The sequence below is a fragment of the Umezawaea sp. genome, from assembly GCF_036375055.1.
GTDB lineage: Bacteria > Actinomycetota > Actinomycetes > Mycobacteriales > Pseudonocardiaceae > Umezawaea.
In genome coordinates, this window is the sequence record NZ_DASUSQ010000035.1 from 1 (window position 1) to 24333 (window position 24333).

General features: G+C 72.7%; 25 protein-coding genes and 1 pseudogene. 8 read left to right on the top strand and 18 right to left on the bottom strand.

The features are described from left to right. Positions 1–686: 5'-methylthioadenosine/S-adenosylhomocysteine nucleosidase (locus tag VFZ92_RS10325; RefSeq protein ID WP_330875619.1), on the bottom strand; the 686-nt coding region annotated here is incomplete at its 3' end. Positions 687–934: 248 nt separating this feature from the next. Between VFZ92_RS10325 and VFZ92_RS10330 the strand changes: the two genes are divergently transcribed. Then, positions 935–1681 (top strand): NUDIX hydrolase, encoded by a 747-nt coding sequence (locus VFZ92_RS10330; RefSeq protein WP_330875620.1) that lies wholly within the window; start codon positions 935–937, stop codon positions 1679–1681. Positions 1682–1769: 88 nt separating this feature from the next. On the opposite strand, the pseudogene VFZ92_RS42450 reads toward VFZ92_RS10330, so the two are convergent. From VFZ92_RS42450 to VFZ92_RS10345, 4 genes and pseudogenes are all read right to left on the bottom strand, one after another. Further along, positions 1770–2135 (bottom strand): annotated as a pseudogene (locus tag VFZ92_RS42450) (NUDIX domain-containing protein); the annotation flags it as partial. Positions 2136–2208: 73 nt separating this feature from the next. Next, on the bottom strand, positions 2209–2337 hold the full coding sequence (locus VFZ92_RS10335; RefSeq protein ID WP_330875621.1) for a hypothetical protein: 129 nt from the start codon (positions 2335–2337) through the stop codon (positions 2209–2211). A 56-nt stretch (positions 2338–2393) separates the two neighbouring features. Beyond that, complete coding sequence (locus tag VFZ92_RS10340; RefSeq protein WP_330875622.1) at positions 2394–3104, bottom strand: NUDIX hydrolase; 711 nt, start codon at positions 3102–3104, stop codon at positions 2394–2396. 20 nt (positions 3105–3124) lie between these two features. After that, the gene (locus VFZ92_RS10345; RefSeq protein WP_330875623.1) at positions 3125–3517 is read right to left on the bottom strand and encodes a hypothetical protein; all 393 of its coding nucleotides are present in this window, start codon (positions 3515–3517) and stop codon (positions 3125–3127) included. Positions 3518–3678: 161 nt separating this feature from the next. On the opposite strand from VFZ92_RS10345, the gene VFZ92_RS10350 reads away from it, so the two are divergent. Continuing rightward, positions 3679–4635, top strand: coding sequence for a DUF6924 domain-containing protein (locus VFZ92_RS10350; protein ID WP_330875624.1), 957 nt, complete (start codon positions 3679–3681; stop codon positions 4633–4635). 19 nt (positions 4636–4654) lie between these two features. Here the strand turns inward: VFZ92_RS10350 and VFZ92_RS10355 are convergent, their stop codons facing one another. Together VFZ92_RS10355 and VFZ92_RS10360 are read right to left on the bottom strand one after the other, a co-directional pair. After that, positions 4655–5107, bottom strand: a complete 453-nt coding sequence (locus tag VFZ92_RS10355) for an Lrp/AsnC family transcriptional regulator (protein WP_330875625.1) — start codon at positions 5105–5107, stop codon at positions 4655–4657. Further along, entirely contained in the window at positions 5104–6234 is a 1131-nt protein-coding gene (locus tag VFZ92_RS10360) for a Xaa-Pro peptidase family protein (protein WP_330875626.1), read from the bottom strand. The genes VFZ92_RS10355 and VFZ92_RS10360 overlap by 4 nt, the downstream gene beginning before the upstream one ends. Positions 6235–6275: 41 nt before the next feature. Between VFZ92_RS10360 and VFZ92_RS10365 the strand changes: the two genes are divergently transcribed. Continuing rightward, positions 6276–7217 (top strand): 5'-3' exonuclease, encoded by a 942-nt coding sequence (locus VFZ92_RS10365; protein WP_330875627.1) that lies wholly within the window; start codon positions 6276–6278, stop codon positions 7215–7217. A gap of 291 nt (positions 7218–7508) precedes the next feature. Here the strand turns inward: VFZ92_RS10365 and VFZ92_RS10370 are convergent, their stop codons facing one another. From VFZ92_RS10370 to VFZ92_RS10380, 3 genes are read right to left on the bottom strand one after another with little or no spacing between them, the layout of a single operon-like run. Next, on the bottom strand, positions 7509–7907 hold the full coding sequence (locus VFZ92_RS10370) for a hypothetical protein (protein ID WP_330875628.1): 399 nt from the start codon (positions 7905–7907) through the stop codon (positions 7509–7511). Next, complete coding sequence (locus VFZ92_RS10375; RefSeq protein ID WP_330875629.1) at positions 7904–9127, bottom strand: NAD(P)/FAD-dependent oxidoreductase; 1224 nt, start codon at positions 9125–9127, stop codon at positions 7904–7906. Before VFZ92_RS10375 ends, VFZ92_RS10370 begins: the two co-directional genes overlap by 4 nt. Before the next feature lie 43 nt (positions 9128–9170). Beyond that, positions 9171–10208, bottom strand: coding sequence for a Clp protease N-terminal domain-containing protein (locus VFZ92_RS10380; protein WP_330875630.1), 1038 nt, complete (start codon positions 10206–10208; stop codon positions 9171–9173). 142 nt (positions 10209–10350) lie between these two features. On the opposite strand from VFZ92_RS10380, the gene VFZ92_RS10385 reads away from it, so the two are divergent. Next, the gene (locus tag VFZ92_RS10385; protein ID WP_330875631.1) at positions 10351–11658 is read left to right on the top strand and encodes a sensor histidine kinase; all 1308 of its coding nucleotides are present in this window, start codon (positions 10351–10353) and stop codon (positions 11656–11658) included. A 5-nt stretch (positions 11659–11663) separates the two neighbouring features. Continuing rightward, a complete protein-coding gene (locus tag VFZ92_RS10390) occupies positions 11664–12305 on the top strand; it encodes a response regulator transcription factor (protein ID WP_330875632.1) in 642 nt (213 codons plus the stop codon). A gap of 8 nt (positions 12306–12313) precedes the next feature. Here VFZ92_RS10390 and VFZ92_RS10395 read toward each other — a convergent pair whose 3' ends face one another. The 5 genes from VFZ92_RS10395 to VFZ92_RS10415 form a co-directional block, all read right to left on the bottom strand. Beyond that, positions 12314–12871: a dihydrofolate reductase family protein gene (locus tag VFZ92_RS10395; protein ID WP_330875633.1), complete on the bottom strand. Its 558-nt coding sequence runs from the start codon at positions 12869–12871 to the stop codon at positions 12314–12316. Positions 12872–13122: 251 nt separating this feature from the next. Further along, a complete protein-coding gene (locus tag VFZ92_RS10400) occupies positions 13123–14331 on the bottom strand; it encodes a GNAT family N-acetyltransferase (RefSeq protein ID WP_330875634.1) in 1209 nt (402 codons plus the stop codon). A 101-nt stretch (positions 14332–14432) separates the two neighbouring features. Beyond that, entirely contained in the window at positions 14433–15284 is an 852-nt protein-coding gene (locus tag VFZ92_RS10405; RefSeq protein WP_330875635.1) for a DUF4333 domain-containing protein, read from the bottom strand. 524 nt (positions 15285–15808) lie between these two features. Continuing rightward, on the bottom strand, positions 15809–18592 hold the full coding sequence (locus VFZ92_RS10410) for a DEAD/DEAH box helicase (protein WP_330875636.1): 2784 nt from the start codon (positions 18590–18592) through the stop codon (positions 15809–15811). Between the two features lie 181 nt (positions 18593–18773). Then, on the bottom strand, positions 18774–19487 hold the full coding sequence (locus VFZ92_RS10415) for a cyclase family protein (protein WP_330875637.1): 714 nt from the start codon (positions 19485–19487) through the stop codon (positions 18774–18776). Between the two features lie 232 nt (positions 19488–19719). Between VFZ92_RS10415 and VFZ92_RS10420 the strand changes: the two genes are divergently transcribed. Together VFZ92_RS10420 and VFZ92_RS10425 are read left to right on the top strand one after the other, a co-directional pair. Next, entirely contained in the window at positions 19720–20145 is a 426-nt protein-coding gene (locus VFZ92_RS10420) for a hypothetical protein (protein ID WP_330875638.1), read from the top strand. Positions 20146–20207: 62 nt separating this feature from the next. Further along, complete coding sequence (locus tag VFZ92_RS10425; RefSeq protein WP_330875639.1) at positions 20208–20789, top strand: nitroreductase family protein; 582 nt, start codon at positions 20208–20210, stop codon at positions 20787–20789. Positions 20790–20794: 5 nt separating this feature from the next. Here VFZ92_RS10425 and VFZ92_RS10430 read toward each other — a convergent pair whose 3' ends face one another. Then, positions 20795–21637, bottom strand: coding sequence for a helix-turn-helix transcriptional regulator (locus tag VFZ92_RS10430; protein ID WP_330875640.1), 843 nt, complete (start codon positions 21635–21637; stop codon positions 20795–20797). A 111-nt stretch (positions 21638–21748) separates the two neighbouring features. Here VFZ92_RS10430 and VFZ92_RS10435 point away from each other — a divergent pair, with 111 nt between their 5' ends. After that, the gene (locus VFZ92_RS10435) at positions 21749–22735 is read left to right on the top strand and encodes an aldo/keto reductase (RefSeq protein ID WP_330875643.1); all 987 of its coding nucleotides are present in this window, start codon (positions 21749–21751) and stop codon (positions 22733–22735) included. Here VFZ92_RS10435 and VFZ92_RS10440 read toward each other — a convergent pair. Together VFZ92_RS10440 and VFZ92_RS10445 are read right to left on the bottom strand one after the other, a co-directional pair. Next, positions 22732–23856, bottom strand: a complete 1125-nt coding sequence (locus tag VFZ92_RS10440) for a zinc-dependent alcohol dehydrogenase family protein (protein ID WP_330875641.1) — start codon at positions 23854–23856, stop codon at positions 22732–22734. The genes VFZ92_RS10435 and VFZ92_RS10440 overlap by 4 nt on opposite strands. Then, positions 23853–24263: a thioesterase family protein gene (locus tag VFZ92_RS10445; RefSeq protein ID WP_330875642.1), complete on the bottom strand. Its 411-nt coding sequence runs from the start codon at positions 24261–24263 to the stop codon at positions 23853–23855. The genes VFZ92_RS10440 and VFZ92_RS10445 overlap by 4 nt, the downstream gene beginning before the upstream one ends. Between the last annotated feature and the right edge of the window lie 70 nt (positions 24264–24333).

Below are 24333 nucleotides of genomic sequence, written 5' to 3' on the forward strand. Positions count from 1 at the left end.
AGCGCGGCGACCGCCTGCCAGCCCTCCCCGTCGGTGTTGTCCTTGGTCCCGCCCGCGTGGTCGCTGATGGCGCGCACCGTCGCCATCGGGACGCCGTCGTTGAGGTGACCGGCGAGCGCGAAGCCCGCGCTCTCCATCTCCACGGCGATGGCGTCGTTGTAGTTCTGGTTCAGGTGCCGCGCCTGCTCCGACGTCCGGGAGTCCAGCACGACGTCACCGGCCGCCACGGGGTGGAAGTGCACCTCGGGCACAGCACCACCGCCATCGGACGGGTACCAGTCCCTCGCCCGGTGGACGCGCCGTGCCGCCTGCTCGATCTTGTGGGAGATCTCCCAGGAGCGCGGGCGCTGGCGGAAGCCCCCGTCCTCGCTGCGGCCTCCGTGGTAGGCGTACACCTTGGTCGCCACCACCACGTCACCCAGTTCCAGCCAGTCGCGCAGGGCGCCCGCCACGCCGACGAAGAGCATCGCGGAGGGCTGGAACTCCACGATGGCCCGCTCGGTGAGCGCGGCGGCGGTCAGGTTGCCCATCCCCGTCGCGGCGACGGCGATCCGCCGGTCCGGAGCGGCCTTGAGGACTCCGACGTCGAACAGCGTTCCAGCCTTGTGCCTGTGCACCTCGACTTCGGCGAGGTGGCTGAGGACCGCCGCGTACTCGCTCTCCAGGGCGGTCAGGATCACGATCATGGATTCGCTCCATCACGTTGTGCCGTAGGGGTTTCTTCATCGGTCCGACGAGGTTCCGACGTGGTGCGGGACCTTCGCGGCGCGGCGCGGGAACAGCGCTCCGGGAAGGAACAGGGGACAAGAGCTGGGTTCGTGGCGTGACAGGGGGCCACAACGGGGACGGACGCTAGCCCAGCCGCTCAATTTTTGTCAATCTGACCAATATTCCACGCGGCCGAGCCCGAAGGGGCACGGGTATGCTGTTGCATGTGGACGGAAGACCACGCAGGGTAACGGATTTCGCCGACGCCGAGTGGGCGATCCCCGAGGTCGCGGTCGCCGTCGACCTCGCGGTGCTCACGGTGCGCGCGGGCGCGCTGCACATCATGCTCGTCGAGCGCGGCATCGACCCGCACCTCGGCGAACTCGCACTACCAGGCGGTTTCCTCGCCAGCACGTCCGAGGACATCGACGCCGCAGCGGCGCGCGAACTGGGCGAGGAGACCGGGTTGAGCCCACAGGGGCTCCACCTGGAACAGCTGCGCACCTACGGCGCCCCGGACCGCGACCCCCGACGCCGAGTGGTCACGGTCTGCTACCTGGCTTTCGTACCGGACCTGCCCTCCCCCACCGCGGGCGGCGACGCCCGAGCGGCCACCTGGGTACCCGTGGAGAAGGTCCTCCGCAGACGGGTCAAAGTCGCGTTCGACCACAAGAAGATCATCGCCGACGCGGTAGAACGAGCGCGGAACAAGCTGGAGTACACCACCCTGGCCGCGGCCTTCTGCGGTCCCGAGTTCACCATGACCGAACTGCGCCAGGTGTACGAGACCGTCTGGGACGAGGAGTTGGACGCGGGCAACTTCCACCGGAAGATCATCGGGATCAAGGGTTTCCTGGTACCGACGGGCGTGCGCGCCCCGCAGCAGGCGGGCCGACCGGCCACCCTGTACCGACGCGGGCCCGCCGCGCTCCTGCACCCGGCGATCCTGCGCTCCACCCGTTCGACACCGTAGCCGAAGAACGACCGAACCACCGGATCACGGCATCCCCGACCACGTCCCGGTGGTCGAAGGCGACCCGGCCACCGGGGCGGAGGAACTCCACCAGGGGCAACCACCCCGCTGCTCGCGCATCGCTCGCGGGCACCGCGTCGGCCGGGTCGACCACGCACGCGCAGTAGACCTCGCTCACCACCGGCCCTCTCGGATCGCGCCGCGGCGCGCCGTAGCGACCCACCAGGACCAGTTCCCCCAACCGCACGACGATGCCGGTCTCCTCACGGAGTTCACGCACCGCCGCGTCCCGCGCACCCTCCCCCGGCTCCACGAAACCACCGGGTAAAGCACGACAGCCGCGGAACGGCTCCTTCGCCCGCTCGATGGCGAGGATCGAGAGAACACCCCGCCTCTCACCGAACAGCACCACGTCCACCGCCGACCCGACCCGCGCACCCGTCATCCCGTCCATGGCACCACCGTAGGTTATTGTCACATTGACATCAACCCCTGGTGCTACGTAAGTTCCTCAGTAGAGCCAATTGTCACTCGTACACGAACGGAGTCGACATGGAGATCCACTGCCGAGCGGGTGTCGCGGCACGAACGGTCCTGGCCGCGTTCATCGTGGGCGCGGCGCTCGGGGCCACGATGACGGTGATCTCGCTGGACACGACGACCCACCGACCGCACGTGGACCACGTGGCGTCCCTGGAGTCGCCGGACCCGGTCAGCCCAGGGACTGCCGGGGCCGCATCATCGGCGGCGTCAGCACGTCAGCCGGACCGGAGCGGTACAGGGCCGCGGGACGACCGTTCACCGTCGGCCTCTTGCCGCCGGTGGGGACGATGAAGCCGTCCACGTCGGTGACCTTGCGGTGAAAGTTGGGCTTGTCGAGTTCGACGCCCCAGACCACCTCGTACACCGCGTGCAGGTCGCCGATGGTGAACTCCTCTTCGCAGAACGCCGTGGCGACCGCGGTGAACTGCAACTCGACCCGCGCCAGCTCGACCGCGTCGCGGAGGATCTCGTCGTGGTCGAACGCCAGTCCCGTCCGCTGGGCTTCGGACACCGGCGACCACCTCGCCGCCCTGGCGTCCGATCCGGCGACGGGCAGCGGGAGGTTCGGCGCGATGGCCAGGTAGGCGCTGGTGATGACCCTGGGGTCGCGCGGGTCGCGGTCCGGCGCCGAGTAGACGCCGACCTGCCGGAGGTGGAAGGTCGACGGGTCCAGCCCGGTCTCCTCCAACAATTCGCGGCGCGCGGTGTCGAGGAGGCTTTCCCTCCCCCGCAGGAATCCGCCCGGCAGTGCGAGCTTCCCGGCGAACGGGTCGTTCGCGCGTTCCACCAGCAGGACGGTGAGCTGTCCCTCCCGGATGGTCAGGATCACCAGATCGGCGGTGACGGTGACCTTCTGCCGAGCACGGCGCGTCGTGGACACGTCGGAAGGCTACCCTCTTGTCATTTCGACAGGAAGTCGGCCCGCCCCGGCACCGCCAGAGGGCAGAGCCGTCCGCGACCTCGATGACCTGGGCGTTGATCCAGCGGTTGTCGTCGAAGCGCGGGCCGGTACAGACCCGCCTCGGTGACCTCGGCGACGGGGTTGTCCGCCCGGTGGCCAGCGTTGTTGACCAGGTGGTCGGAGTCGGCGCGGTCCCACGTCGCCCGCAGGGCGGTGGCGACGACCTCGCCGATGCCCCGACTGCCGCCGGTGGTGATCGCGGTGGTCGGCCGGGCGTCGCTGGTGGTTCCCGTCGACTTGAGGGGCGGTTCGTCCTCTCCGCGACCGCCGACCACCGATTGGCAGGTGTCGAACAGGATCGGACCGCAGTCGACCGGTCGGAGGAGTGCCACGTCCGAAGTGGGTGTCAGTGCCCGAGCGGTACCGGGCAGGGATCGCACGGCGTTGTGAGCACCCGTGGCTGATGACCGGCCCTCGGAGGCGGATCCGCGGTTCACCCGCTCGCGGCGGGCGATCGCCGACGCCCCGGCCGACCTCGTGCGGCGGACGGGTCGTGCCCGTCGCTCTCCGCGCCTGCGGGAGCCGCGGACATCCACCGCGCACCTTCCACAACCACGTCGACCCCGTCGAGGAAGCCGCGGTGTACGTGGTCGCGGACGAGTTCCGCGCCCCGCACCACCTGAGCACCAGCGACCGGCGCAGGGGCGCGGACCCGACCGCCGTGGCCGTGGCGACGCTGACGGCCGTGCCCGACACACAGCGGCAGCGCAGGAGCCTCTTCCTGCCGGCGTCGACCTGGCGCTCGCCGAGCGGGCTGAGGGGCATCGGCGACCTGCTCCTTGAGCAGCTCCAGGCGCTCCGCCGCGACCTCGGTGTCGACGACCGGGAACCCGGCCCGCCCAACTCGGTCGAGGACGTCTGCACGGCGTCTTCTCGGCCGTCGTCGGCGGCGACAGCGGCCGCGACCAGGAGGAGGTCGCCGTCCGCCTGCACGGCCTGCTGCCCGACTGGGTCCGCGATCCACCGTCGAACTAGTCTGTGGCACTCCCCGAGTGCTGGAGGACACGTGGTCCCGCTGCCCGAGAGCGACCTGTCCCCGTTGCTGCGCACCGACTTCTCCGATGACGCGGCGTGGTCCGAGGTGTGCGAGGAGGTCGACGACGGCTGGGTGAGCGTCGTGGCCGACCCCCGCTTGGAGGGGCTCCCGCTGGAGCGCCTGCTGGAGTCGGTGCCCGCCGGGCGCGCGTACCCGGTGCTGGTCGTCGCCGACGACGTGACGTTCTCGCACGACGACCGCGCGCTGCTGGTCGTGGACCTGGTCGACGAGCCGGGTCGGGCGTTCCGCGCCGATCCCCGCGCGACCCGGTCGATCGTCGGCAACCTGGCGATCCAGAACACGTACTTCGGCGACCACGCCGACTCGGCGGGCGACGGCGTCCACCGGCTGTCGCCCAAGCACTTCCAGGCGCTGGCCGAACTGAGCGGCACGACGCCGCCCGACCCCGCCTGAGGACGGGGTCGGGATCGCGTCACACCGCGGGCGGGCGGTCCTCGTACGGCGTCGAGAGCACGACGGTCGTCCGCGTCGACACGTTCGCGGCCTCGCGGATCTGCCGGAGCAGCTCCTCCAACGCCCCCGGCGACGCGACCCGCACCCGCAGCACGTACGAGGCGTCGCCCGCCACCGAGTAGCAGGCCTCGATCTGCGGCAGGTGCTCCAACCGCTTCGGGTAGTCGTCCGGCGCGGCCGGGTCGATCGGCGTGATCGAGATGAACGCGCTGAGCGGCAACCCGATCTCGTCGCCGTGCAGCCGGGCCCGGTAGCCGAGCAGGACGCCGCGCTGCTCCAGCCGCTTCACCCGCTGGTGCACCGCCGACACGCTCAGGCCGACGCGTTCGGCCAGGTCGGTGAAGCTGCACCGGCCGTCGGCGGCCAGCTGCTTGAGGATGGCTCTGTCGATGGGTTCGAGGTTCGCCGTCACGCGGGCAGCACCACCAGGTCGTGCGGGCGGTTGTTGACGCTCTCCACGCCGGTCCCGGTCACGACCACGATGTCCTCGATGCGGGCGCCCCAGCGCTCGGGCAGGTAGATGCCCGGCTCGACGCTGAACGCCATGCCCGCCTCCAGCACCAGGTCGTTGCCGCCGACGATGTACGGCTCCTCGTGCACGTCCATGCCGATGCCGTGCCCGGTGCGGTGGACGAAGTACTCGCCGAAGCCCGCGTCGGCGATGACCGACCGCGCGGCGGCGTCGACCTCGGACGCGGTCACCCCAGGGCGAACCGCGTCGACGGCTGCCTGCTGCGCGGCCTGGAGCACGGCGTAGGTGGACCGCACGTCGGCGAACCGCGGCTCGCCGACGGAGTAGGTGCGGGTCGAGTCGGAGCAGTAGCCCTCGGCCACCGGCCCGCCGATGTCGACCACCACGACGTCACCGGCCTCGATCACCCGGTCGGACAGGCTGTGGTGCGGGCTGGCGCCGTTCGGCCCCGATCCGACGATCACGAACTCGGCGACGGCGTGGCCCTCCTCGACGATGGCGGCGGCGATGTCCGCGCCCACCTCGGCCTCGGTGCGACCCGCGCGCAGCCACTCGCCGACACGGGCGTGGACCCGGTCGATCGCCGCACCGGCCTTGCGCAACGCCGCGATCTCGACCGCGTCCTTGCGCATCCGCAGCTCGCGCAGCACCGGCCCGGCGAGCACCTGCTCGCCGCCGATCGCGTCGCGCAGCGCCAGCGCGTGCAGCGCGGGCATCATGTCCGCCACGGCGGTCCGCCCGGTGCCGCGCAGCGCGCCCGTGACCAACCGGTACGGGTCCTCGCCGTCGACCCAGGTCGCGACCTCGACGCCCAGCTCGTCGGTCGGCAGCCCCGCGTACCCCGGCGCCTCCAGCTTCGGCACGACCAGCACCGGTGCGCCACCGACCGGCAGCACCAGGCAGGTGAGCCGCTCGAACGACGTGCCACCCACCCCGAGCAGGTAGGCGAGGTCCGAGCCGGGCGAGATCAGCAGCGCGTCCACGTCGGCCGCGGCGGCGGCCGCACCCGCGCGGTCCAGACGGGCGCGCAGCGCGTCAACATCGATGGGACCAACACTCGTCGACATGCCGCCGAGCCTAGTGGGCCGTCGTCTGGCAGTCTTGCCGCGTGGCCCAACCCCTGGTTCTGCTCGACTCCGCCAGCCTGTACTTCCGCGCCTTCTACGCGCTGCCCGAATCGATGACGGCACCGGACGGCACCCCGATCAACGCGGTGCGCGGCTTCGTCGACACGATCGCGCGCGTCATCACCGAGCGCCGCGCGAGCAGGCTGGTCGCGTGCATGGACGCCGACTGGCGCCCCGAGTTCCGCACCAACGCCCTGCCCTCCTACAAGGCGCACCGCGTGGCGACGGAGGCGGCGGACGGCTCGGAGGAGGTACCGGACACCCTCACACCGCAGATCCCGATCATCATGGAAGTCCTGGACGCGGTCGGCATCTGCACGGCGGAGGCGGCGGGCTACGAGGCCGACGACGTCATCGGCGCCCTCGCCCACCACGAGGAGAAGGACCCCGTGGAGGTCGTGACGGGCGACCGCGACCTCTTCCAGGTCGTGCGCGACACCCCCACCGAGGTCCGAGTGCTGTACGTGGGCCGGGGCTGGGCGAAGGCGGAACTGCTGGGCCCGGAGGAACTGGCCGAGAAGTACGCGCTGCCGGTGGGTTCGGCGGGCGAGGCCTACGCCGCCATGGCGGTGCTGCGCGGCGACCCGTCCGACGGCCTGCCGGGCGTGGCGGGCATCGGCGAGAAGACAGCGGCGAAGCTGATCACCGAATTCGGCTCCCTGGAAGCACTGCTCGCAGCGGTGACGGACCCGCGAGACCGCAAACTCACCACCAGGGCCAGGAACAGCCTCATCGCGGCGGAGAGCTACCTGGCTGCGGCCCCCACGGTGGTCACCGTGGCGGTGGACGCACCGGTGGTCAAGGACCGCCCGGACCACGTACCAGCCGCACCGGCAAACCCGGACAAGGTAGCCGAACTGGGCAAGCGCTGGGGCCTGGGCAGCTCCCTACCCCGCCTGCTCTCAGCGCTGGAACGCCGCTAGAGCAACAAAAGCAGCAACCCACCACGGAACGGGACGCCGCCCACGCGACCGTGGCCGATCCCGCTCGGGGGACTCGCCCCTTGCCCCGGTGGATCGGGCAGGCGGTCACCACCTGCCCTGGAGCCCGGTCGCAGGGGCGGATCGAGGCGTCCCCGAGCCACATCGGCCATCCCCGCTGGAACCGGCAGCCGCCGCATCCGGCGGAAGCGGCAGCCGCTGGAACCGGCGGAACCGGCAGCCACCCGATCCGGCGGAACCGGCGGCCGCCGGAACCCACCACGGCGCCCCAGCTCACCTCTTCCGCAGCGACAGCAACGCTTCCAGGTTCCTCCGAGAGCCCTCATCCCCCAACGCGGCCCCCGACCGGTACCACCGCTCCGACTCCTCCTCGTCCCCCATGAAGTCGTAGTGGTCCCCCAACCCGCCCATCGCCTCGGCGTGCCCGAGGTCAGCGGCCTTCCGGTACCACTCGGCCGCCTCCTCGTGCTCGTCCCCGTGGTACAGGAACTGCCCGAACGCGGTCATCGCCTCCACGTCACCGCTCTCGGCGGCCCGCCGGAACCACGTCTCGGCCTCGGCCAGCCTCTCGTCGTCCTCCTCGTACCGCGGGGTGAGCAGGTCACCCAACTCGATCATCGCCCGCACGTCGCCCGCGTCCGCGGCGATCCTCAACCCGGCTTCGTCGGTCACGCCGCCATTCTGGCCGACCCGATGTCCGCCAGCACCGCCTCGGCCGCCCGGCGCCCGGACACCAGCGCCCCCTGGATCGAACTGGTGTCCCGGTGGTCCCCGCACACGTACTTCCTGCCACCGACCCGCACGGGCAGCCGGAACCGGTGCGGCGCGGGCATTCCCGGCAGCGCGCGGGGGATCGAGTACCGGGCCAGCAGCTCCCACGAACCGGCGTCCACCCCGTAGAGCTTCCCGACCTCGGCGCGCACGTCCGCCTCCCCCGCCGACGCGTCGAGCACCGAGGCCTGCACCAGCGGCCCACCGCACGGCACCACCTCGGAGATCACCGCGGTGTTCACCACGAGCCCGCCGTCCCCGTCCACGACGAGCGTGGGGTCCCGCAGCGGCGACTCGGGCGGCCGGAAGTACCACGTGGTCACCCCGTTCCACGACGGCTCGCGCAGCCCCGGCAGCAACCGGGCCGCCACGCTGCCGTCGGTGGCTACCACCACGGCGTCGGCCTCGACCCGCTCCCCGCCCGCCAGCTCCACGCCGTCGTCGCTCACGCGCACGACCTCCTCCCCCAGCCGCACCGCCCCCGCCGGGAGCCGGGAGGCCAGCTGGCGCGGCAAGGCGGCCATGCCGTCGGCGGGCAGCGCCGCGCCGCCGCGCGCGAAGCTGCGCCACACCAGGTGGAAGAAGCGCGAGGACGTGCTCAGCCCGGACTCCAGGAACACCCCGGCCAGGAACGGCCGCAGCACCGCGTCGACGGCCCGGTCGGACAGCCGCCACCGCTTCAGCTCCTCGGCGGTGGTCCGGTCGGTGGAGTCCACGATCGACCGGTCCGGCCCGAGCCAGTCGCGCGCCGACACCGCTCCGAGCGCGAGCAGGTCGCCCACGCCGAGCACCTGCTGCGCCACGGCTCCCTGCCACGCGGACCGGCCGGTGCGCGGGTCGGCGAGCAGGTCGTGCCGCCCGCCCTGGTGCACGAACGCGCCGGACCGCAGCGGACGCAGGTCGAGGGCCGCGAGGTCGAACCGCCGCACGACCTCGGGGTAGGCGGGCAGCAGGATCTGGAAGCCGCGGTCCACCCGGACACCGTCCACGACGTCCGTGCGCACGCGACCGCCGACGTCGTCACCGGCCTCCAGCACCGACACCGACACCCCGTTGCGCGACAGCACCTCCGCCGCGCTCAGCCCGGCCAGGCCAGCACCAACCACCACGACATCAGCCATGGGCCGACGCTAACCGGCCCCCACCTCCCCCGCACGACGACGATCAGCTGCCCAGTGCCGTGCGCAGGGCGGTCACGTCGTGGCCCGCGTCGGCCAGCAGCGGCCCGACCGGTCCGTCGAGCAGGACGGCGACGAGGTCCTCGGTGCCGACGGCGGAGGCCCCCCGGTCGGCGACCCGCAGCCGGGCGGCGTTCACGCTCCGGCGGGCCTCCGCGCCCAGCGCCACGGACTCCCCGAGCGGTGCGGGCGCGACCCGGACCAGGGGCAGGAGGCCGGGCAGGTCGACGCCGTGGGCGTGCAGCACCTCCAGCGCCGCGCGGTCCGGCAGGCGGTGGCCCGACCACTCGACGAGCCGGTCCAGCGACAGCAGCCCCAGCAGCAGGTCGACCGGTTCGACCTCGGCGCCACCGCGCCGGACGGCCTGCCGCGACGCCTCGGCGATGACCGCCGTCAGCACCGGCGAGCCGACCCCGGAGGACAGCCAGCGCATCACGAGCCCCGGCTTGCCGCCGAACGCGCCGGACTTGCGCAGCACGGCGACGGACAGGGGCTCGGAGGGGTCGTCCAGGGCCGGGTCGACGGCCGCGGCCACCGCGTCGGCGTCGATCCGCCGCAGCCGCAGCGCTTCCACGGCTCGGCTCCCCCGCAGGTCCAGCAGGCCGAGCAGCAGGTGCGAGGGCAGGACGGGGTCGGTCCCGGCGTGGACGAACGCGCGGCGCAGGCACGCCCGCAGCGCCGGGGTGGGTGGGGGCGGCTGGCCCACGATGCGACCGCGCTTGCGGGTGGTGTAGTGGGCTTCGCGGAGCGCGGCGGTGACGAGCGCGTCGGCCTCCTGCTCCGGCGGCTCGGTCTCGTCGTCCGCGCTGACCCAGTGCGGCGGGTCCAGGGAGGCGATCACCCCCATGAGGCTCCCGGCGTCGCGCGCGCCCGGCGTGAGCGCCCTGGCGGTGGACGCCTCGGCGTTCAGCATCACGAACAGCAGGTGGTCGGTCGCGGTCACCTCGTGGTCGAGCCGGGCCGCGCGGGCCAGCGCGCGGGACAGGAGGGTGGTCGCGTCGGTGGTGGGTTCGCCTGGGTGCATGTCGGCACGCTACGAACCGCGCGGGCACGGGCGCGTGTGCCGATCGACCGCGGATCGTGGCCGATCGGCCATCGCGGACGGCCGATCGGCGCGCGGGGCCCGTGCGAGGATCGGTGTCCCGGCGAGTGTTCCTGGAGGACTGGTGCGGCAGAACCCGCCGTGGCGGATCGGGTGGCGCGACACGGCGCTCGTGGTGGTGGTCCTCGCCCTCGGTGCCGTTCCGGCGCTGCTGGGCGAGCACGTGCCGTTGTGGACGGTCGCGCTGGCGTCCGTCGGCGGCGCGGCGCTCGTGGTGCTGCGCACGCGGTGGCCGCTGGCGTGCCTGCTGGGCACGATCCCGCTGTTCGCGCTGCCCTCGCTGGTCCCGGTGCTGTGCACGGCCGTCATCGCGTTCACGGCGGGCAGGCGGTCCAGGCCCGTGTGGCGGTTCTGGCTGGCCGTGGCGACCACCGGCGCGGCGGGGCTGCTGCTGTCGCTGCTGTTCGAGGAGCGGCGCGACGGCGGACTGCTCGCCGCCGCGGTGGGGTCGTTCGTGTTCCTGATCGGGATCCCGGCGCTGGCGGGCACGCTGCTGGGCGGGCGGCGGCCGATGGTGCGGCTGCTCAAGGAGCGCAACGAGTACCTGGAGCGCGCGCGGGCGCTGACCGCCGCGCGGGCCCGCGCGGACGAGCGGACGCGCATCGCGGGCGAGATGCACGACCTGCTGGGCCACCGGCTCAGCCTGATCTCGATGCACGCGGGCGCGCTGGAACTCGGCGCCGCGGACGCCGCGCCGAAGGTGAGCGACCAGGCCAGGCTGCTGCGCACCACGGCGGCCACGGCGTTGACCGAGCTGCGGCAGATCCTGGGCGTGCTGGGCGTGTCGTCGGACGGGCTGGACGAGCAGACCGGGACGCGCGCCGACCTGGCGGCGCTGGTGGAGCAGTCGCGCGGCGCGGGCGTGGCCGTGGAGCTGGCGTGGACGGGCGGTGACCTGGACGACGTCGACGCGCGGACCCGCTACGCCGTGCACCGGGCCGTGCGCGAGGGCCTGACGAACGTCCACCGGCACGCGCTCACGGCCCGCGCGACCGTGGAGGTGCGCCGCACGGAGGACCGGGTGCTGGTGACCGTGGCGAACGGGCCGGAGGCCCTGGCGCGGCGGACCCCGCCGGGCACCCGGCGCGGACTCGCGGGGGTCGAGGAGCGCGCGGTGCTGCTGGGCGGCTCGTTCACCGCGGGCCCCACGCCCGAGCGGGGCTTCCGGCTGGCCGTGGACCTGCCGGTGCGGCCGGGCGAGCCCGTGCTGGACGAGGCGGTGCCGCCGCCGGGGACCGAACCACCGGAGGTGATCACCGCGCAGGTGCTCACCGCGCCCAGGCTGGTCGGCGCGGGCTGCCTCGCGGTGCTGCTCGCCACCCCGTTCGTGATCGCTCTGGTGGGAGTGGTGATCACGCTCGTCGTAGGGTGACGAGCGTGATCCGACTGCTCATCGCCGACGACGAGGCGTTGATGCGCGCGGGCATCTCGATGATCGTCGAGCACGCCCCGGACATCGAGGTCGTCGCCGAGGTCGCGGACGGGCGCGCGGCCGTCGCGGGCTGCCGCGAGCACCGGGTGGACGTGGCGCTGCTGGACATCCGGATGCCCGGCGGCGACGGGCTGACGGCGGCGGCCGACATCGCCCGCCACCACCCGGCCACGAACGTGGTGGTGCTGACGACGTTCGGCGAGGACCGCTACGTCGCCGAGGCCCTCAGGGCCGGTGCCGTGGGCTTCCTGCTCAAGGACACCGGTCCCGCCGACCTGATCCAGGCGATCCGCGTCGCGGCGCGCGGCGAGTCCGTGCTCGCGCCGACGATCGTCCGCAGGCTGGTCGACCGCTTCCTGGTGCCCGACAGCGCCGAGTCGGCCAGGAAGCGGCTGGAGCGGCTCAGCCCGGCCGAACGCGACGTGCTGCGCGAGGTCGCCACCGGGGCGTCCAACGCGGAGATCGCCGCCGCCCTGTACATGGCGTCGGGCACGGTGAAGGCCCACATCAGCCGGATCCTCACCAAGCTCGACTGCGCGAACCGCGTGCAGGCGGCGATCCTCGCCCACGAGGCCGGACTCCACTAGCGGGCGGCTCAGCGGGTCCGGTAGTGCGCGTGGAGCAGTCCGCTGGGGAAGGAGCGCTCCTCGACCAGGTCGAGGTCCAGGCGCACGCCGTCGGGGAAGAACCGCTTGCCGCCGCCGACCACGCTCGTGGTGATGAACAGGTGGTACTCGTCCACCAGCCCCGCCTTGATCGCCTGGGCGGCGAGGGTCGGGCCGTCGACGGTGAGGTCGTGCTCGGCCTCGGCCTTGAGCGCGCGGACCGCCTCCGGGTCGAACGTCCGCTCGATCCTGGTCTTCTCGCTGGACACCGACTCCAGCGTCGTGGAGTACACGACCTTCTCCGCGGCCCGCCAGTCGCGCCCGTACTGGAGGATGTGCGGCGGCACGTCCGGCTTGGTGTGCACGGTCTCCCAGAAGAGCATCGTCTCGTACATCCGCCTGCCGTAGAGGTACGTGCCGACGGGCCGGAAGAGGTCGTTGATGAAGGTGTGCACCTCCTCGTCCTCGGCACCGGTGCCGAGGTCGCCCTCCGCCGCCTCGGCGTAGCCGTCGAGCGAGGTGATCATCGAGTAGATGAGCTTGGCCATGCGTCTCCTCCGGGTTCGAGCACGCCGGCCTTCCGGCGGCCCTGAACCCTATGACCTCAGCACGACCGAGAACTCATCGTCTGCGCGGTGACCCGCGTCGCAAACCGGTCATCCACGTCCAGTGCGGGGTGCACGGCTCGTCCCGGATCAACCAGGGCGAACGCCGGTTCGGGTTGCCCGCCGAGCAGAAGATCAAGCGCGGTGCCCCCGCGAGCGTGCGGGCGTCGTCGACGGATTCCCGACGCAGGACACTAGAAGTACGTACCGGACCACGGCGCGCGGGCCGTCGCGAACAGCGCGTCCGCGCGGGCCGGCGCCGCACCGTCGAGCACGTCGATCCGGCCCGCCCCCGCCAGCTCGGTGAACGACACGTCGCCGAGGTAGGTCGCGCCCAGCAGGTCCACGTCCAGGCTCACGTCGGCCGCGGCGGTCGTGCGCTCGACGCCGTCCGGGGTGATCCGGTACGCGCCGTCGTTGTCCGGCAGGTACCGGTCGCGGACCTCCAGCACCACGGGCTCGGCCGAGCCGTACCCGCGGGCGGCCAGCGCGGCGGGCACGTCGACCAGCCGCAGCCACGTCTCGTCCTCGACGTCGGTCACCTTCACCGCGCGCCGGTCCACCACCAGCCATTCGAGTGGCTCGTCGAGCGGTCGCAGCTCGCCGACGACCTGGTCCACGACGTCGACGCGGAACACGAAGCGCCACAGCTCCGCCCACACCTCGGGGGTGGTGGCGACGAGGTCCTCGACGGTGAGCACGGACGGGCTGCCGGAGTCGCCCATGCCGCCCTTGACCGAGTACACGACGTACCCGTCGTCGCCGTCCGCGCCGCGGTGCACCGCCATGCGGGAGTTGTCGTAGCGCAGCGCGCGGTCGACGTTCATCGTCCACCACGCGGGCCAGCGCGACGTCATGCCCGGCCGCGTCAGCCCCGCCCTGGTGTAGACCTCGGGCGCCACCACCACGGCGGTGTCCAGGTCCACCAGCCGGATCCGCCCGCCCGTGCCCGCCGACGGCGCAGGCGTGACGCGGTGCCGGTCGAGCTTGAGCTGCCTGCCGCGGGACGCGACGCCGTACCCGAACCGGCCGTAGATCACGGCCTCGGAGGCGCGCAGGACCGACACGACCTCGCCCGCCTCGCGGAAGGCCTGGAACTGCCTGCGCATCAGGGCGCTCAGCACACCGCGCCGCGTCCAGTCCGCGCGCACACCGACCCGGCTGACCGCCGCCGCCGGCACCTCGGCCCCACCGGGCACGGCCAGCAGCGCGGGCCACGACTGGGCGGTGCCGATCATCTCGTCGTCCTGGAACGCGCCGAACGCCCGACCGGGGTCGTAGGAGCGCTTGACGTGCTCCCACCTGTCGTCCTCGGCGGGGGCGCTGTGCAGCGAGCCGCGGAAGAGGGAGTGCGCGGTGCGGTAGTTCGATTCGTCGAGGACGCGGATGTCATGGTCGGCCACACGGGGGATCCTGCCTCGTGGGCAGGCCGAGCGCGACCGAGTATTCGACGCGGAAGGGCCACCGGGGCGGTGCCCCGGTGGCCCTTCCGCTCGTCAGAGGGTCAGCCGGTGGGCTGGCCGACCTCGTACTCGCCGTCAGCGGTCTTGACGGTGATCTTGACCTTCTTCTCGTTCCCGCCGACCTGGACGGTGCAGTCGAAGGTGGCCCCCACCTTGACCTGGTGCTCACCGGAGCAGGTGGCGCTCTCGACGTCCGGGATCTTGTACTCGTCCTTCAGGATCGAGACGACGCCCTTCTGCACCTCGGCGTTGTCGAACACCTTGGTGACGAAGAAGCCGGGCGCCACGAAGCCGGTGATGCCGACCGCGGCCGCCACGAGCACGACCAGGGCCACCACGACCCACAGGACCGCGCCCGACTTCTTGGGCTGCTGGCCGTACGGGTCGCCCTGGCCGTACGGGTTCTGCTGCTGCCCGTACGGGTTCTGCTGGCCGTAGGGGTTCTGCTGCTGCCCGAACTGACCGCCCTGCGGCGGCGTGCCGTACGGGTTCGGCTGCCCGAACTGGCCACCCTGCTGGGGCGTGCCGTACGGGTTGCTCTGCACCTGCTGGGTGGGGTCGTAACCACCACCCGGCGGGGCGTACGGGTTCTGCACCTGCTGGGTCGGGTCGTAGCCGCCCGGCGGCTGCTGCGGCGCCGCGTACGGGTTCGGCTGCTGCTGCGCGCTCGGGTCGTAGTTGCCCTGCGGGTGCACCTGCGTCGCTTGCTCGTGCGGAGGCAACTGCCCCCACTGCGGCTGCTGCTGCGGGTCGGGCTGCCCGTAGGGGTTCTGAGCGGGGAACCCGCCCGACGGAGTGCCGGAGTACCCACCACCCTGCTGCGGGGGCTGCTGGCCCCACTGCGGCTGCTGCTGCGGGTCGTTCCCTCCGGACGGACCGTACGGACTGGTCATGCTCGGCCTCCGGAGATCGGTTCGCGCACACGTGTGACGCGCTACAGGTTGCGGGCGCGATCAAACCACAGGACGGGCCACCCGACCCATCCGCCCCGCCAAGCTTTCCCAGACCGTGGCCAAGACCACCACCTGTGTCAACCAGGACGGAACCACCACACGCCCCTCAGTTGTGAACCAGACCATTCGACCACCAACAGCCGACCAGCACCAGCGACCACCACCCCCCATCCCCGAGCAGACCAGGACAACCGGGTGGCGACCACGGGAGCAACGGCCTTCCCCTCCCCGCCCACCAGGGGGCAGAAGGACGCCGACGACGGACCGTGGCCGGGGTGACGTGGGGTTTCGAGCCGTGAAAGGGGGTGATCGGACAGGCCTTCGACCTGGCCTTCAGCCCGATCGAAGGCTCACAGGAGAGCACTGGGACCACCTCGGCCGCACCGCGCTGGAACAGGCAGCCACCCACCCCAGGGCGGCACCGAGCGCGCCACGCCGCGCCCGGCCCACCCGACCTGCGACCCCTACACCGTCGCCATCGCCACGACACCCCGCCGAAGCGCCTCCACGGCCTTCCCGGCAGCAGCCCCCACCGGATCCCCGTGGCCCATCACGTTCCGGATCTGGTCCAGCAGGTCCACCACCTGCCGACACCACCGCACGAAGTCCCCGGCCCCCAACTCCGTACCCCCGGTGTCCCCGGAATCGAGCACCTTCTCCAACGACTCCCCCCGAGCCCACCGGTACACGGGCCAGGCGAACCCCGGATCCGGCTGCCGGGTCCGGTCCAACCGGTGCCGCCGCTCGTCGTCCTCGATCTCCGCCCACAACCGAGCCGTGGCCAACATCGCGTCCGAGATCGGCCCACCGGGCAGACTCGTCTCCACCGGCCCGTCCCGCCGAGCCTCGTACACCAGCGACGACACCACGGCCGCCAGCTCGGCAGGGCCGAGCCCCTTCCACACCCCGTGGCGCAGGCACTCGGCGGCGAGCAGGTCGGACTCCCCGTAGATCCGGGTGATCCGCTTCCCGTGCTCCGTGACCTCCTCACCGGGCCCGTTCTCGTGCGCCTCCAGGTACCCGCGCTCCCGCAGCAGGGCCCGGATCCGGTCGAACTCCCGAGCCAACGAGTGCGTGGTGGCGGCGACCTTCCGCTCCACCAGCTCCGTCTCCTGGAGCAACCGGTGGTACCGCTCCCCCCACCGGGCGTGGTCCTCCCGCTTCTCACACGCGTTGCAGGGATGCGCCCGCAGGGCCCGCCGCAACGTCGCCAGCTCGGCGTCGTCATCCGCCGTCGTCTTCCGCCGACGCACGGTGGGCACCTGGATGCCGGTGTTCCGCACCGTCGCCGCCAGGTCCCGGCGGGACTTCGGCGACCGCACGTCGACCTGCTTGGGCAGCTTGATGTGCCCGAGCACCTCCACGGCGACCGGGAAGTCGGCCGACGACAGCCGCCCGGCCCACCGGTCCTCCGTCACGACCAGCGGCCGAGCCTCACCCATCGGCTCGTGCCCCGGATCGATCACCACGGCCAGCCCGGACCGCCGCCCGGACGGCACCGCGATCACGTCGCCCTTGCGCAGCCGCTCCAGCGACGCCGCCGCCTCGGCCCGCTTCGACGAGCTGTTCTGCTTCGAGAGCGCCTTCTCCCGCTCCGTCACCCTCCGCCGCAGCGCCGCGTACTCGGTGAAGTCGCCGAGGTGGCACGTCATGGCCTCGGCGTACCCCTCCAGCGCCTCCCGGTTGCGCTCGATCCGGCGGGCCAGCCCGACCACGGACCGGTCGGCCTGGAACTGCGCGAACGACTGCTCCAGCAGGTCGCGGGCCTTGGCCGCGCCGAGCGCGTGCACGAGGTTGACCGCCATGTTGTAGCCGGGCCGGAACGACGACCGCAGCGGGAAGGTGCGCGTGGACGCCAGCCCGGCGACCTGCTTGGGGTCGACACCGGGCTGCCACACCACGACGGCGTGCCCCTCGACGTCGATCCCCCGCCGCCCCGCACGCCCCGTGAGCTGCGTGTACTCACCGGGGTTGAGGTCGACGTGCGCCTCGCCGTTGTACTTGACCAGCTTCTCCAGCACGACCGTGCGCGCGGGCATGTTGATGCCCAGGGCCAGGGTCTCGGTCGCGAACACGACCTTCACCAGGCCCCGGACGAACAGCTCCTCGACGGTCTCCTTGAACGCGGGCAGCAGCCCGGCGTGGTGGCTCGCGACCCCCCGTTCGAGGGCTTCGCGCCACTCCCAGTACCCGAGGACGCGCAGGTCGGGCTCGGGCAGGTCCTTGGTCTTCTCGTCGATGATGCCGCGGATGACCTCGGCTTCCTCCATCGTGTTCAACCGCAGACCGGACCGCATGCACTGCGCCACGGCCGCGTCGCACCCGGCGCGGCTGAACACGAAGTCGATCGCGGGCAGCAGGTTGGCCGCCTGGAGCCGGTCGATGATCTCCAGCCGCGACGGCGGCTTGAACCCGGAGCCGCGCGGCGCCCCGCGCCCGCCCCTGTCCTTGTTGTTGCGCGACCGGCTCCAGGGCACGTGGAAGCGGGCCAGGTCCTCGGTGTGCCGCAGGAGCTGCGGGTTGATCCGCGCCTCGCCGTCGGTGTTCTCCCCGATGAACAGGTCGAACATCCGGCCGCCCGCCATCATGTGCTGCCACAGCGGCACGGGGCGGTGCTCGTCCACGACGACCTTGGTGTCGCCGCGCACCTCGACCAGCCACTCGCCGAACTCCTCGGCGTTGCTGACCGTCGCGGACAGGCCGATGAGCTGCACCTGGTCCGGCAGGTGCAGGATCACCTCCTCCCACACGGCGCCGCGGAAGCGGTCCGCGAGGTAGTGGATCTCGTCCATGACGACGTAGGCGAGGCCTTCGAGGGTGTGCGAGTTCGCGTAGAGCATGTTGCGCAGCACCTCGGTGGTCATGACGACCACGGGCGCGTTGCCGTTCACGGACGTGTCGCCGGTCAGCAGGCCCACCGACTTGGCGCCGTAGCGAGCGACCAGGTCGGCGTACTTCTGGTTCGACAGCGCCTTGATCGGTGTCGTGTAGAAGCACTTCAGGCCCTGCGCCAGCGCGAGGTGCACGGCGAACTCGCCGACCACCGTCTTGCCCGCGCCGGTGGGGGCGCAGACGAGCGCCCCGTGCCCCTCCTCCAGCGCTTCGCAGGCGACGCGCTGGAACGGGTCGAGGTCGAACGAGAGCACGGACAGGAAGTCCGTCAGACGCGGATGGGATGCCCGGCGCCGGGAGTCGGCGTACGCGGACGCCGGGGACCGGGAGGAGGGAGCGTTCGAGCGAGGAGCCACACCTCAAGGCTGTCACACGGCACCGACAAAAGCGGTGAAGATATCCGGGGCCCGGCGGGGTGTCCGGGCTTCCCGTCCGCAGTCGGGGGGTGCTGGGGACGGGAAGCCCGATGGTGCGTGAGCACCTGCCACCATTGTCGCGGACGGCCGTTCGGGCGTTACACCGGATGGCGTACCGGAGTCACCCGTTCTTCGGCATGAGGGCGTACACGCTGGCAGGAGACCCGGAGCCGCCCCTGTTGACGGTGCCGCCGACCAGGATCCAGGCGCCGACGGGCGGCAGGGCGTCGAGGTTGGCGAGGACCTCCAGGCTGATCCGGTGCTCCCGGTAGAGCAGCTTCGACACGGCGAACGTGTCGTCGACGCCCACGTCCGGGCCGAACGTGTCCGTGCCCAGCGCGCCCCGTCGGCCCAGCTTGCCGGTCTCCAGCAGCCACTCGACCGCGGCCACCGAGAACCCGGGCTGGTGCAGGCGGCCGTCGGCGTCGGCGTTCGCGAACGCGGGCGTGCCCCAGCGGGCCTCCCAGCCGGTCTGCAGGACGACGGCGCACTCCGGCGGGATCGGCCCGTGCTCGGCCTCCCACGCCAGCAGGTCGGCGACCGCGACGGCGTGGTCGGGGTCGGCGCACCGCGCCCGGACGTCGACCTTCACGGCGGGCAGGAACAGGTCCTCGGTGTCCAGCTCGTCCGCGCCGGGCTGGTCGGCGTTGAAGTGCGACGGCGCTCCCCAGTGGGTGCCGGTGTGTTCACCCTGCTGGAGCAGCCGCAGGTGGTAGCCGTCCTCGGCGACGGTCGCCACCGTCGTCGCGGTGAACGGCGGGTCGCCGGGGTAGAGCGAGGTGCGGTCCGGGTCGTTGAGGTGGGCGAGGTTCACCACGCGGTAGTCACCGAGCACGACGGTGAGCCCTGGTGAATATTTCTCCCGCGCGCGTCCCCCGCCGGGGAGTCACGGGGTAGTGGATACTGTGAGTCACGTACAAGAGACCACACACGGGGGCAAGACCGCGTCAACACCCATTCGGGTGGTCAGCGCAGGCGGCTCGAACGGGTGTGCGACGATCGTTGCAGGTCAAGCACGACGAAACGGGGATCTGTTGTCCAACCCGCGCCAAGTGGTCAACCAGTGGATGTCCTTCACGGACGGCGAACTGACCGACCACGTCCGACACCTCGTCCGCAACCAGGGCCCGCAGACCACCCAGGTCTGGGCGCAGGTCCGCACCAACGCGGTTCTGGCCGGTCGAGTCCGCGGCACGCTGTCCATCCTGCGCGCGCAGACCAGGGACAGCCGTGACGCCGCCATGTGGACCGCGTGGATCAGCAAGGCGCAGCAGGAGCTGTCGACGCCGCCCCCTGCTCCCGTCGCCGCGCCCGTGGTCGAGGAGCCGGTCACCGAGCCCGTGCCCACCCCGGCCGCCGAGCAGAAGCCCGCGGTCGAGCCGCCGTCGGCGATGGAGAGCACGCTCCAGTTCAGCCTGCCCGACGCGCCGTCGCGGCAGCAGAAGCCGACCAGCGCGGCCCCGGCCGTGATGTTCCAGGCGCCGGGCCAGTAGTCGCAGCCGGACGGGTTCCCGGGGGGTACCCGTCCGGTCCGGTGCTCGGTACGGTCGAGATCGTGGAATTCCAGGACGTGGTGCGCCGCAGGCGGATGGTCCGCACGTTCACCCCCGACCCGGTGTCCCCGGAGAGCCTCGACCGGATCCTGCACAACGCCACCCGCGGCCCGTCCGCCGGGTTCTCGCAGGGCCAGGCGTTCCTGGTGCTGGAGGGCGCGGAGCTGGAGACCTTCTGGACCGTGGGCGCCGCCTGGGTGCACGAATCGGCCCGCACGGCCCCGCTGGTGATCGTGCCGCTGTCCTCGAAGCGGGTCTACCTCGACCGCTACGCCGAGGACGACAAGGGGTGGACCGACCGCGCCGAGTCCCACTGGCCCGTGCCGTACTGGCACATCGACACCGGCATGGCCGCGCTGCTGATCCTCCAGACGGCGGTGGACGAGGGTCTCGGGGCGGTGTTCTTCGGCATCGACCCGTCGCTCGTCACCGAGTTCCGCGAGGCGTTCGGCGTGCCGGAGGACCACGAGCCCATCGGGGCCATCGCGATCGGGCGCTCGGCCGAGCCGAAGCCCACCAACACCTCGGCGATCACCCGGCGGCGGAGGTCGCTGGACGACGTCGTGCACCGCGGCCGCTGGTAGTCGGGTCACGGGACCGCGGGGAACTCCTCGACGCCGAGCACGCGCAGCAGGTCGAGCCGTTCGCGCGTGGCCGCGTCCGCCGGGGTGAGCACCAGCAGCTGCTGACCCCGGTCCGGGGTGACCAGCGTTTCGCAGTTCATCACCAGGTCGCCCACCCCCGGGTGCACGAACGTCTTGCGGTCCGAACGCCGGACGGCGACCTCGTGCCCGGCCCAGAGCCCGCGGAACTCGGCGCTGGCCTCCACCAACCGCGCGACCAGCCCGGTGACCTCGGGGTCGTCGGGCCGACGGCCCACGACCGCGCGCAGGTCGGCCACGAGCCCCCGGCTGTGGTGCTCCCGCTCCTCCGGCGGGCACAGCTCGCGGGCGGCGGGGTCGGTGAACCAGCGGTGCGCGACGTAGCGCCGGTCGCCGGGCAGACCGGTCTGGTCGCCCGAGAGCAGGACGGCCGCCCGGTTCTGGGCGAGCACCTCCCCCAGGTCGGACAGGACCAGCGCCGGGGTGTCGCCGAGCAGGTCGAGCAGGCGCAGCAGACCCGCGCGGGCCAGGCGCGCCACCCCGTCGGCGGGTGGCGGCTGGTGACCGGCCAGGTGGAACAGGTGGTCGCGCTCGTCGTCGGACAGGCGCAGCGCACGGGCCAGCGCGCCGAGCAGCTGGGTCGACGGCCTGCTGCTGCGCCCCTGCTCCAGGCGCACGACGTAGTCGACCGACATGCCCGCGAGCATCGCCACCTCCTCCCGGCGCAGGCCGGTGGTGCGGCGGCGGGGGCCGTCGGCGAGGCCCACCTCGGCCGGGCGGATCGCCTCCCGCCGCCTGCGCAGGAAGTCGGCGAGCTGGTCGCGCTGCATGGCCCCATGCTGCTCCCCGGCGCCGGTCCCGGCCAGGGAGCCGCGCTCCCACGATGAACGCTCCGCTCCCGCGCCTCCCGGCCAGGGCGCAGGGTGGCAGGCATGACGACGATGAAGACCCGAACGCTGGGCAGGACCGGTCCGACCGTGTCCGCGCTGGGCCTGGGGGCGATGGGCATGTCCGACGCCTACGGCCCGACCGACCGCGCCGAGAGCGTGGCCACGGTGCACGCCGCGCTGGACGCGGGCGTCACGCTGATCGACACCGGCGACTTCTACGCCATGGGCCACAACGAACTGCTGCTCGCCGAGGCCCTGCGCGGCCGGGACCGGGACAGCTACGCGCTGAGCGTGAAGTTCGGGATGCTCCGCGGGCCGGGCCACGAGTTCGGCGGGCCCGACAACAGGCCCGAGGCGGTGAAGAACTTCCTGGCGTACTCGCTGACCCGGCTGGGCACCGACCACGTCGACGTCTACCGGCCCGCCCGGCTCGACCCGACCGTGCCGATCGAGGACACGGTGGGCGCGATCAAGGAGATGGTCGAGGCCGGGCACGTGCGGCACATCGGCCTCTCGGAGGTCGACGCGGCGACCGTCCGCCGGGCGCACGCCGTGCACCCGATCTCCGACCTCCAGATCGAGTACTCGCTGCTGTCGCGGGCGGTGGAGGCGGACGTGCTGCCGACGCTGCGGGAACTCGGCATCGGTCTGACCGCGTACGGCGTGCTCGGCCGCGGTCTCCTCTCGGGGACATGGACGCCCGGCAGGCCCGGTGACCACCGCGGCACCACGCCGCGGTTCTCGGCGGGCAACGTGGAGCACAACCTCGCCCTGGTGGAGGCGCTGCGGCGGGTCGCCGAGGCGAAGGGCCGCACCGTCGCCCAGCTGGCCATCGCGTGGGTGGCCGCGCGGGGGGCGGACGTCGTGCCGCTGGTCGGCGCTCGCACCCGTGACCGGCTGGCCGAGGCGCTGCCCGCGGTGGACCCGCACCTCACCGCGGACGACCTCGCCGAGATCGAGGGGGCCGTGCCCGCGGGGTCGGCGCGGGGCGACCGGTACCCGACCGCGCACATGGCGAACCTGGGCGTCGGGAACTAGAACGTCACGACCTGGCGGATGGCGTCGCCGCAGGCCAGGCGGTCGAAGCCCGCGTTCAGCTCGTCCAGGGCCAGCGTGCCGGACAGGAGTTCCTGCACCGGCAGCTGGCCCGACCGGTACAGCGCGACGAACCGCGGGATGTCCCGGCGGGGCACGCAGGAGCCGAGGTAGCTGCCCTTGAGGGTCCGCTCCTCCGCGACCAGGCTCAGCGCGGGCAGCACCAACCGCCGGTCCGGGTGCGGGAGGCCGACGGTGACCGTCGTGCCGCCCGCCCCCGTGGCCGCGTAGGCCTGCGCCAGGACGTGCTCGCTGCCGGTCGTGTCGATGACCTTGTCGGCCCCTCCTCCGGTCAGGTCGCGCACCGCCTCCACGGCGTCCGGACCGCCCGCGACCTCGTGCGTCGCACCGAGCTTCCGGGCCAGTTCGCGCTTGTGGGCCACCACGTCCACGGCGACGATGGTCGACGCCCCGGCCGCCTTCACGGCCAGCAGCGCGGCCAGTCCGACGCCGCCGAGGCCGAACACGGCCACCCGGTCCCCCGGCGCGACCTGAGCGCTGTGGAACGCCGCCCCGGCCCCCGTCAGGACCGCGCAGCCGAACAGCGCGGCGATCTCGGGCGGCAGGTCGGCGTCCACCCGCGTCGCGGAGGCCGTGGACACCACGGTGTGCTCGGCGAAACCGGACACACCGAGGTGGTGGTTCGGCCGGCCTCCGTCCGGCGCCCGCCAGCGCGTGGCGCCGGACAGCAGCGTGCCCGCCCGGTTCGCCGCCGCGCCGGGCTCGCACAGGGCCTGGCGGCCCGCGACGCACTTGCGGCACGACCCGCAGGCGGGCACGAACGACATCACCACGTGGTCGCCGACCGAGAACTCCGCCGTCCCGGGCCCCAACTCCACGACCTCACCCGCGGCCTCGTGCCCCAGGACCATCGGGAGGGGACGCGGGCGGGAGCCGTTGAGCACCGACAGGTCGGAGTGGCACAGCCCGGTCGCGCCGACGCGGACCAGCATCTCGCCGGGGCCGGGCGGGTCGAGGACCAGGTCCTGCACCTCGATCGGCCGGGAGTCGGCGTAGGGGGCCGGACGCCCGGTTTCGAGCAGCACAGCGGCGCGCACGGTCATGCGACCAGCAAACCCGCCATCGCGCCCCGCAGTCCAGTAGGTACTTCCACCGGTTTGCGGGTCGTCCGGTCGACGAACACGTGCACGAAGTGCCCTTCGGCGATCAGCGTGTCGTCGGCCGCCAGGAAGGCGACCTCGTAGCGGACGCTGGAGCGGCCGAGGTGGCCGATGCGGAGGCCGCCGTCCATCGCGTCCGGGAAGGAGAGGGAGGAGCGGTAGTTGCAGTGCGACTCCACGCACAGCCCGATGGCCGAGCCGCCGTGGATGTCCAGACCGGACTCGATGAGCCAGGTGTTGATCAGGGTGTCCATGAACGCGTAGTGGACGACGTTGTTGACGTGGCCGTACACGTCGTTGTCGTTCCACCGCGTGGGGATCCGCTGCCAGTAGCCGTAGTCGTCGCGCACGCGACGCACCTTACGGGGATCCGGTCGAACCGCTCAGCGCCCGGCGAGGAGATCCAGCTCGGCGAGGATC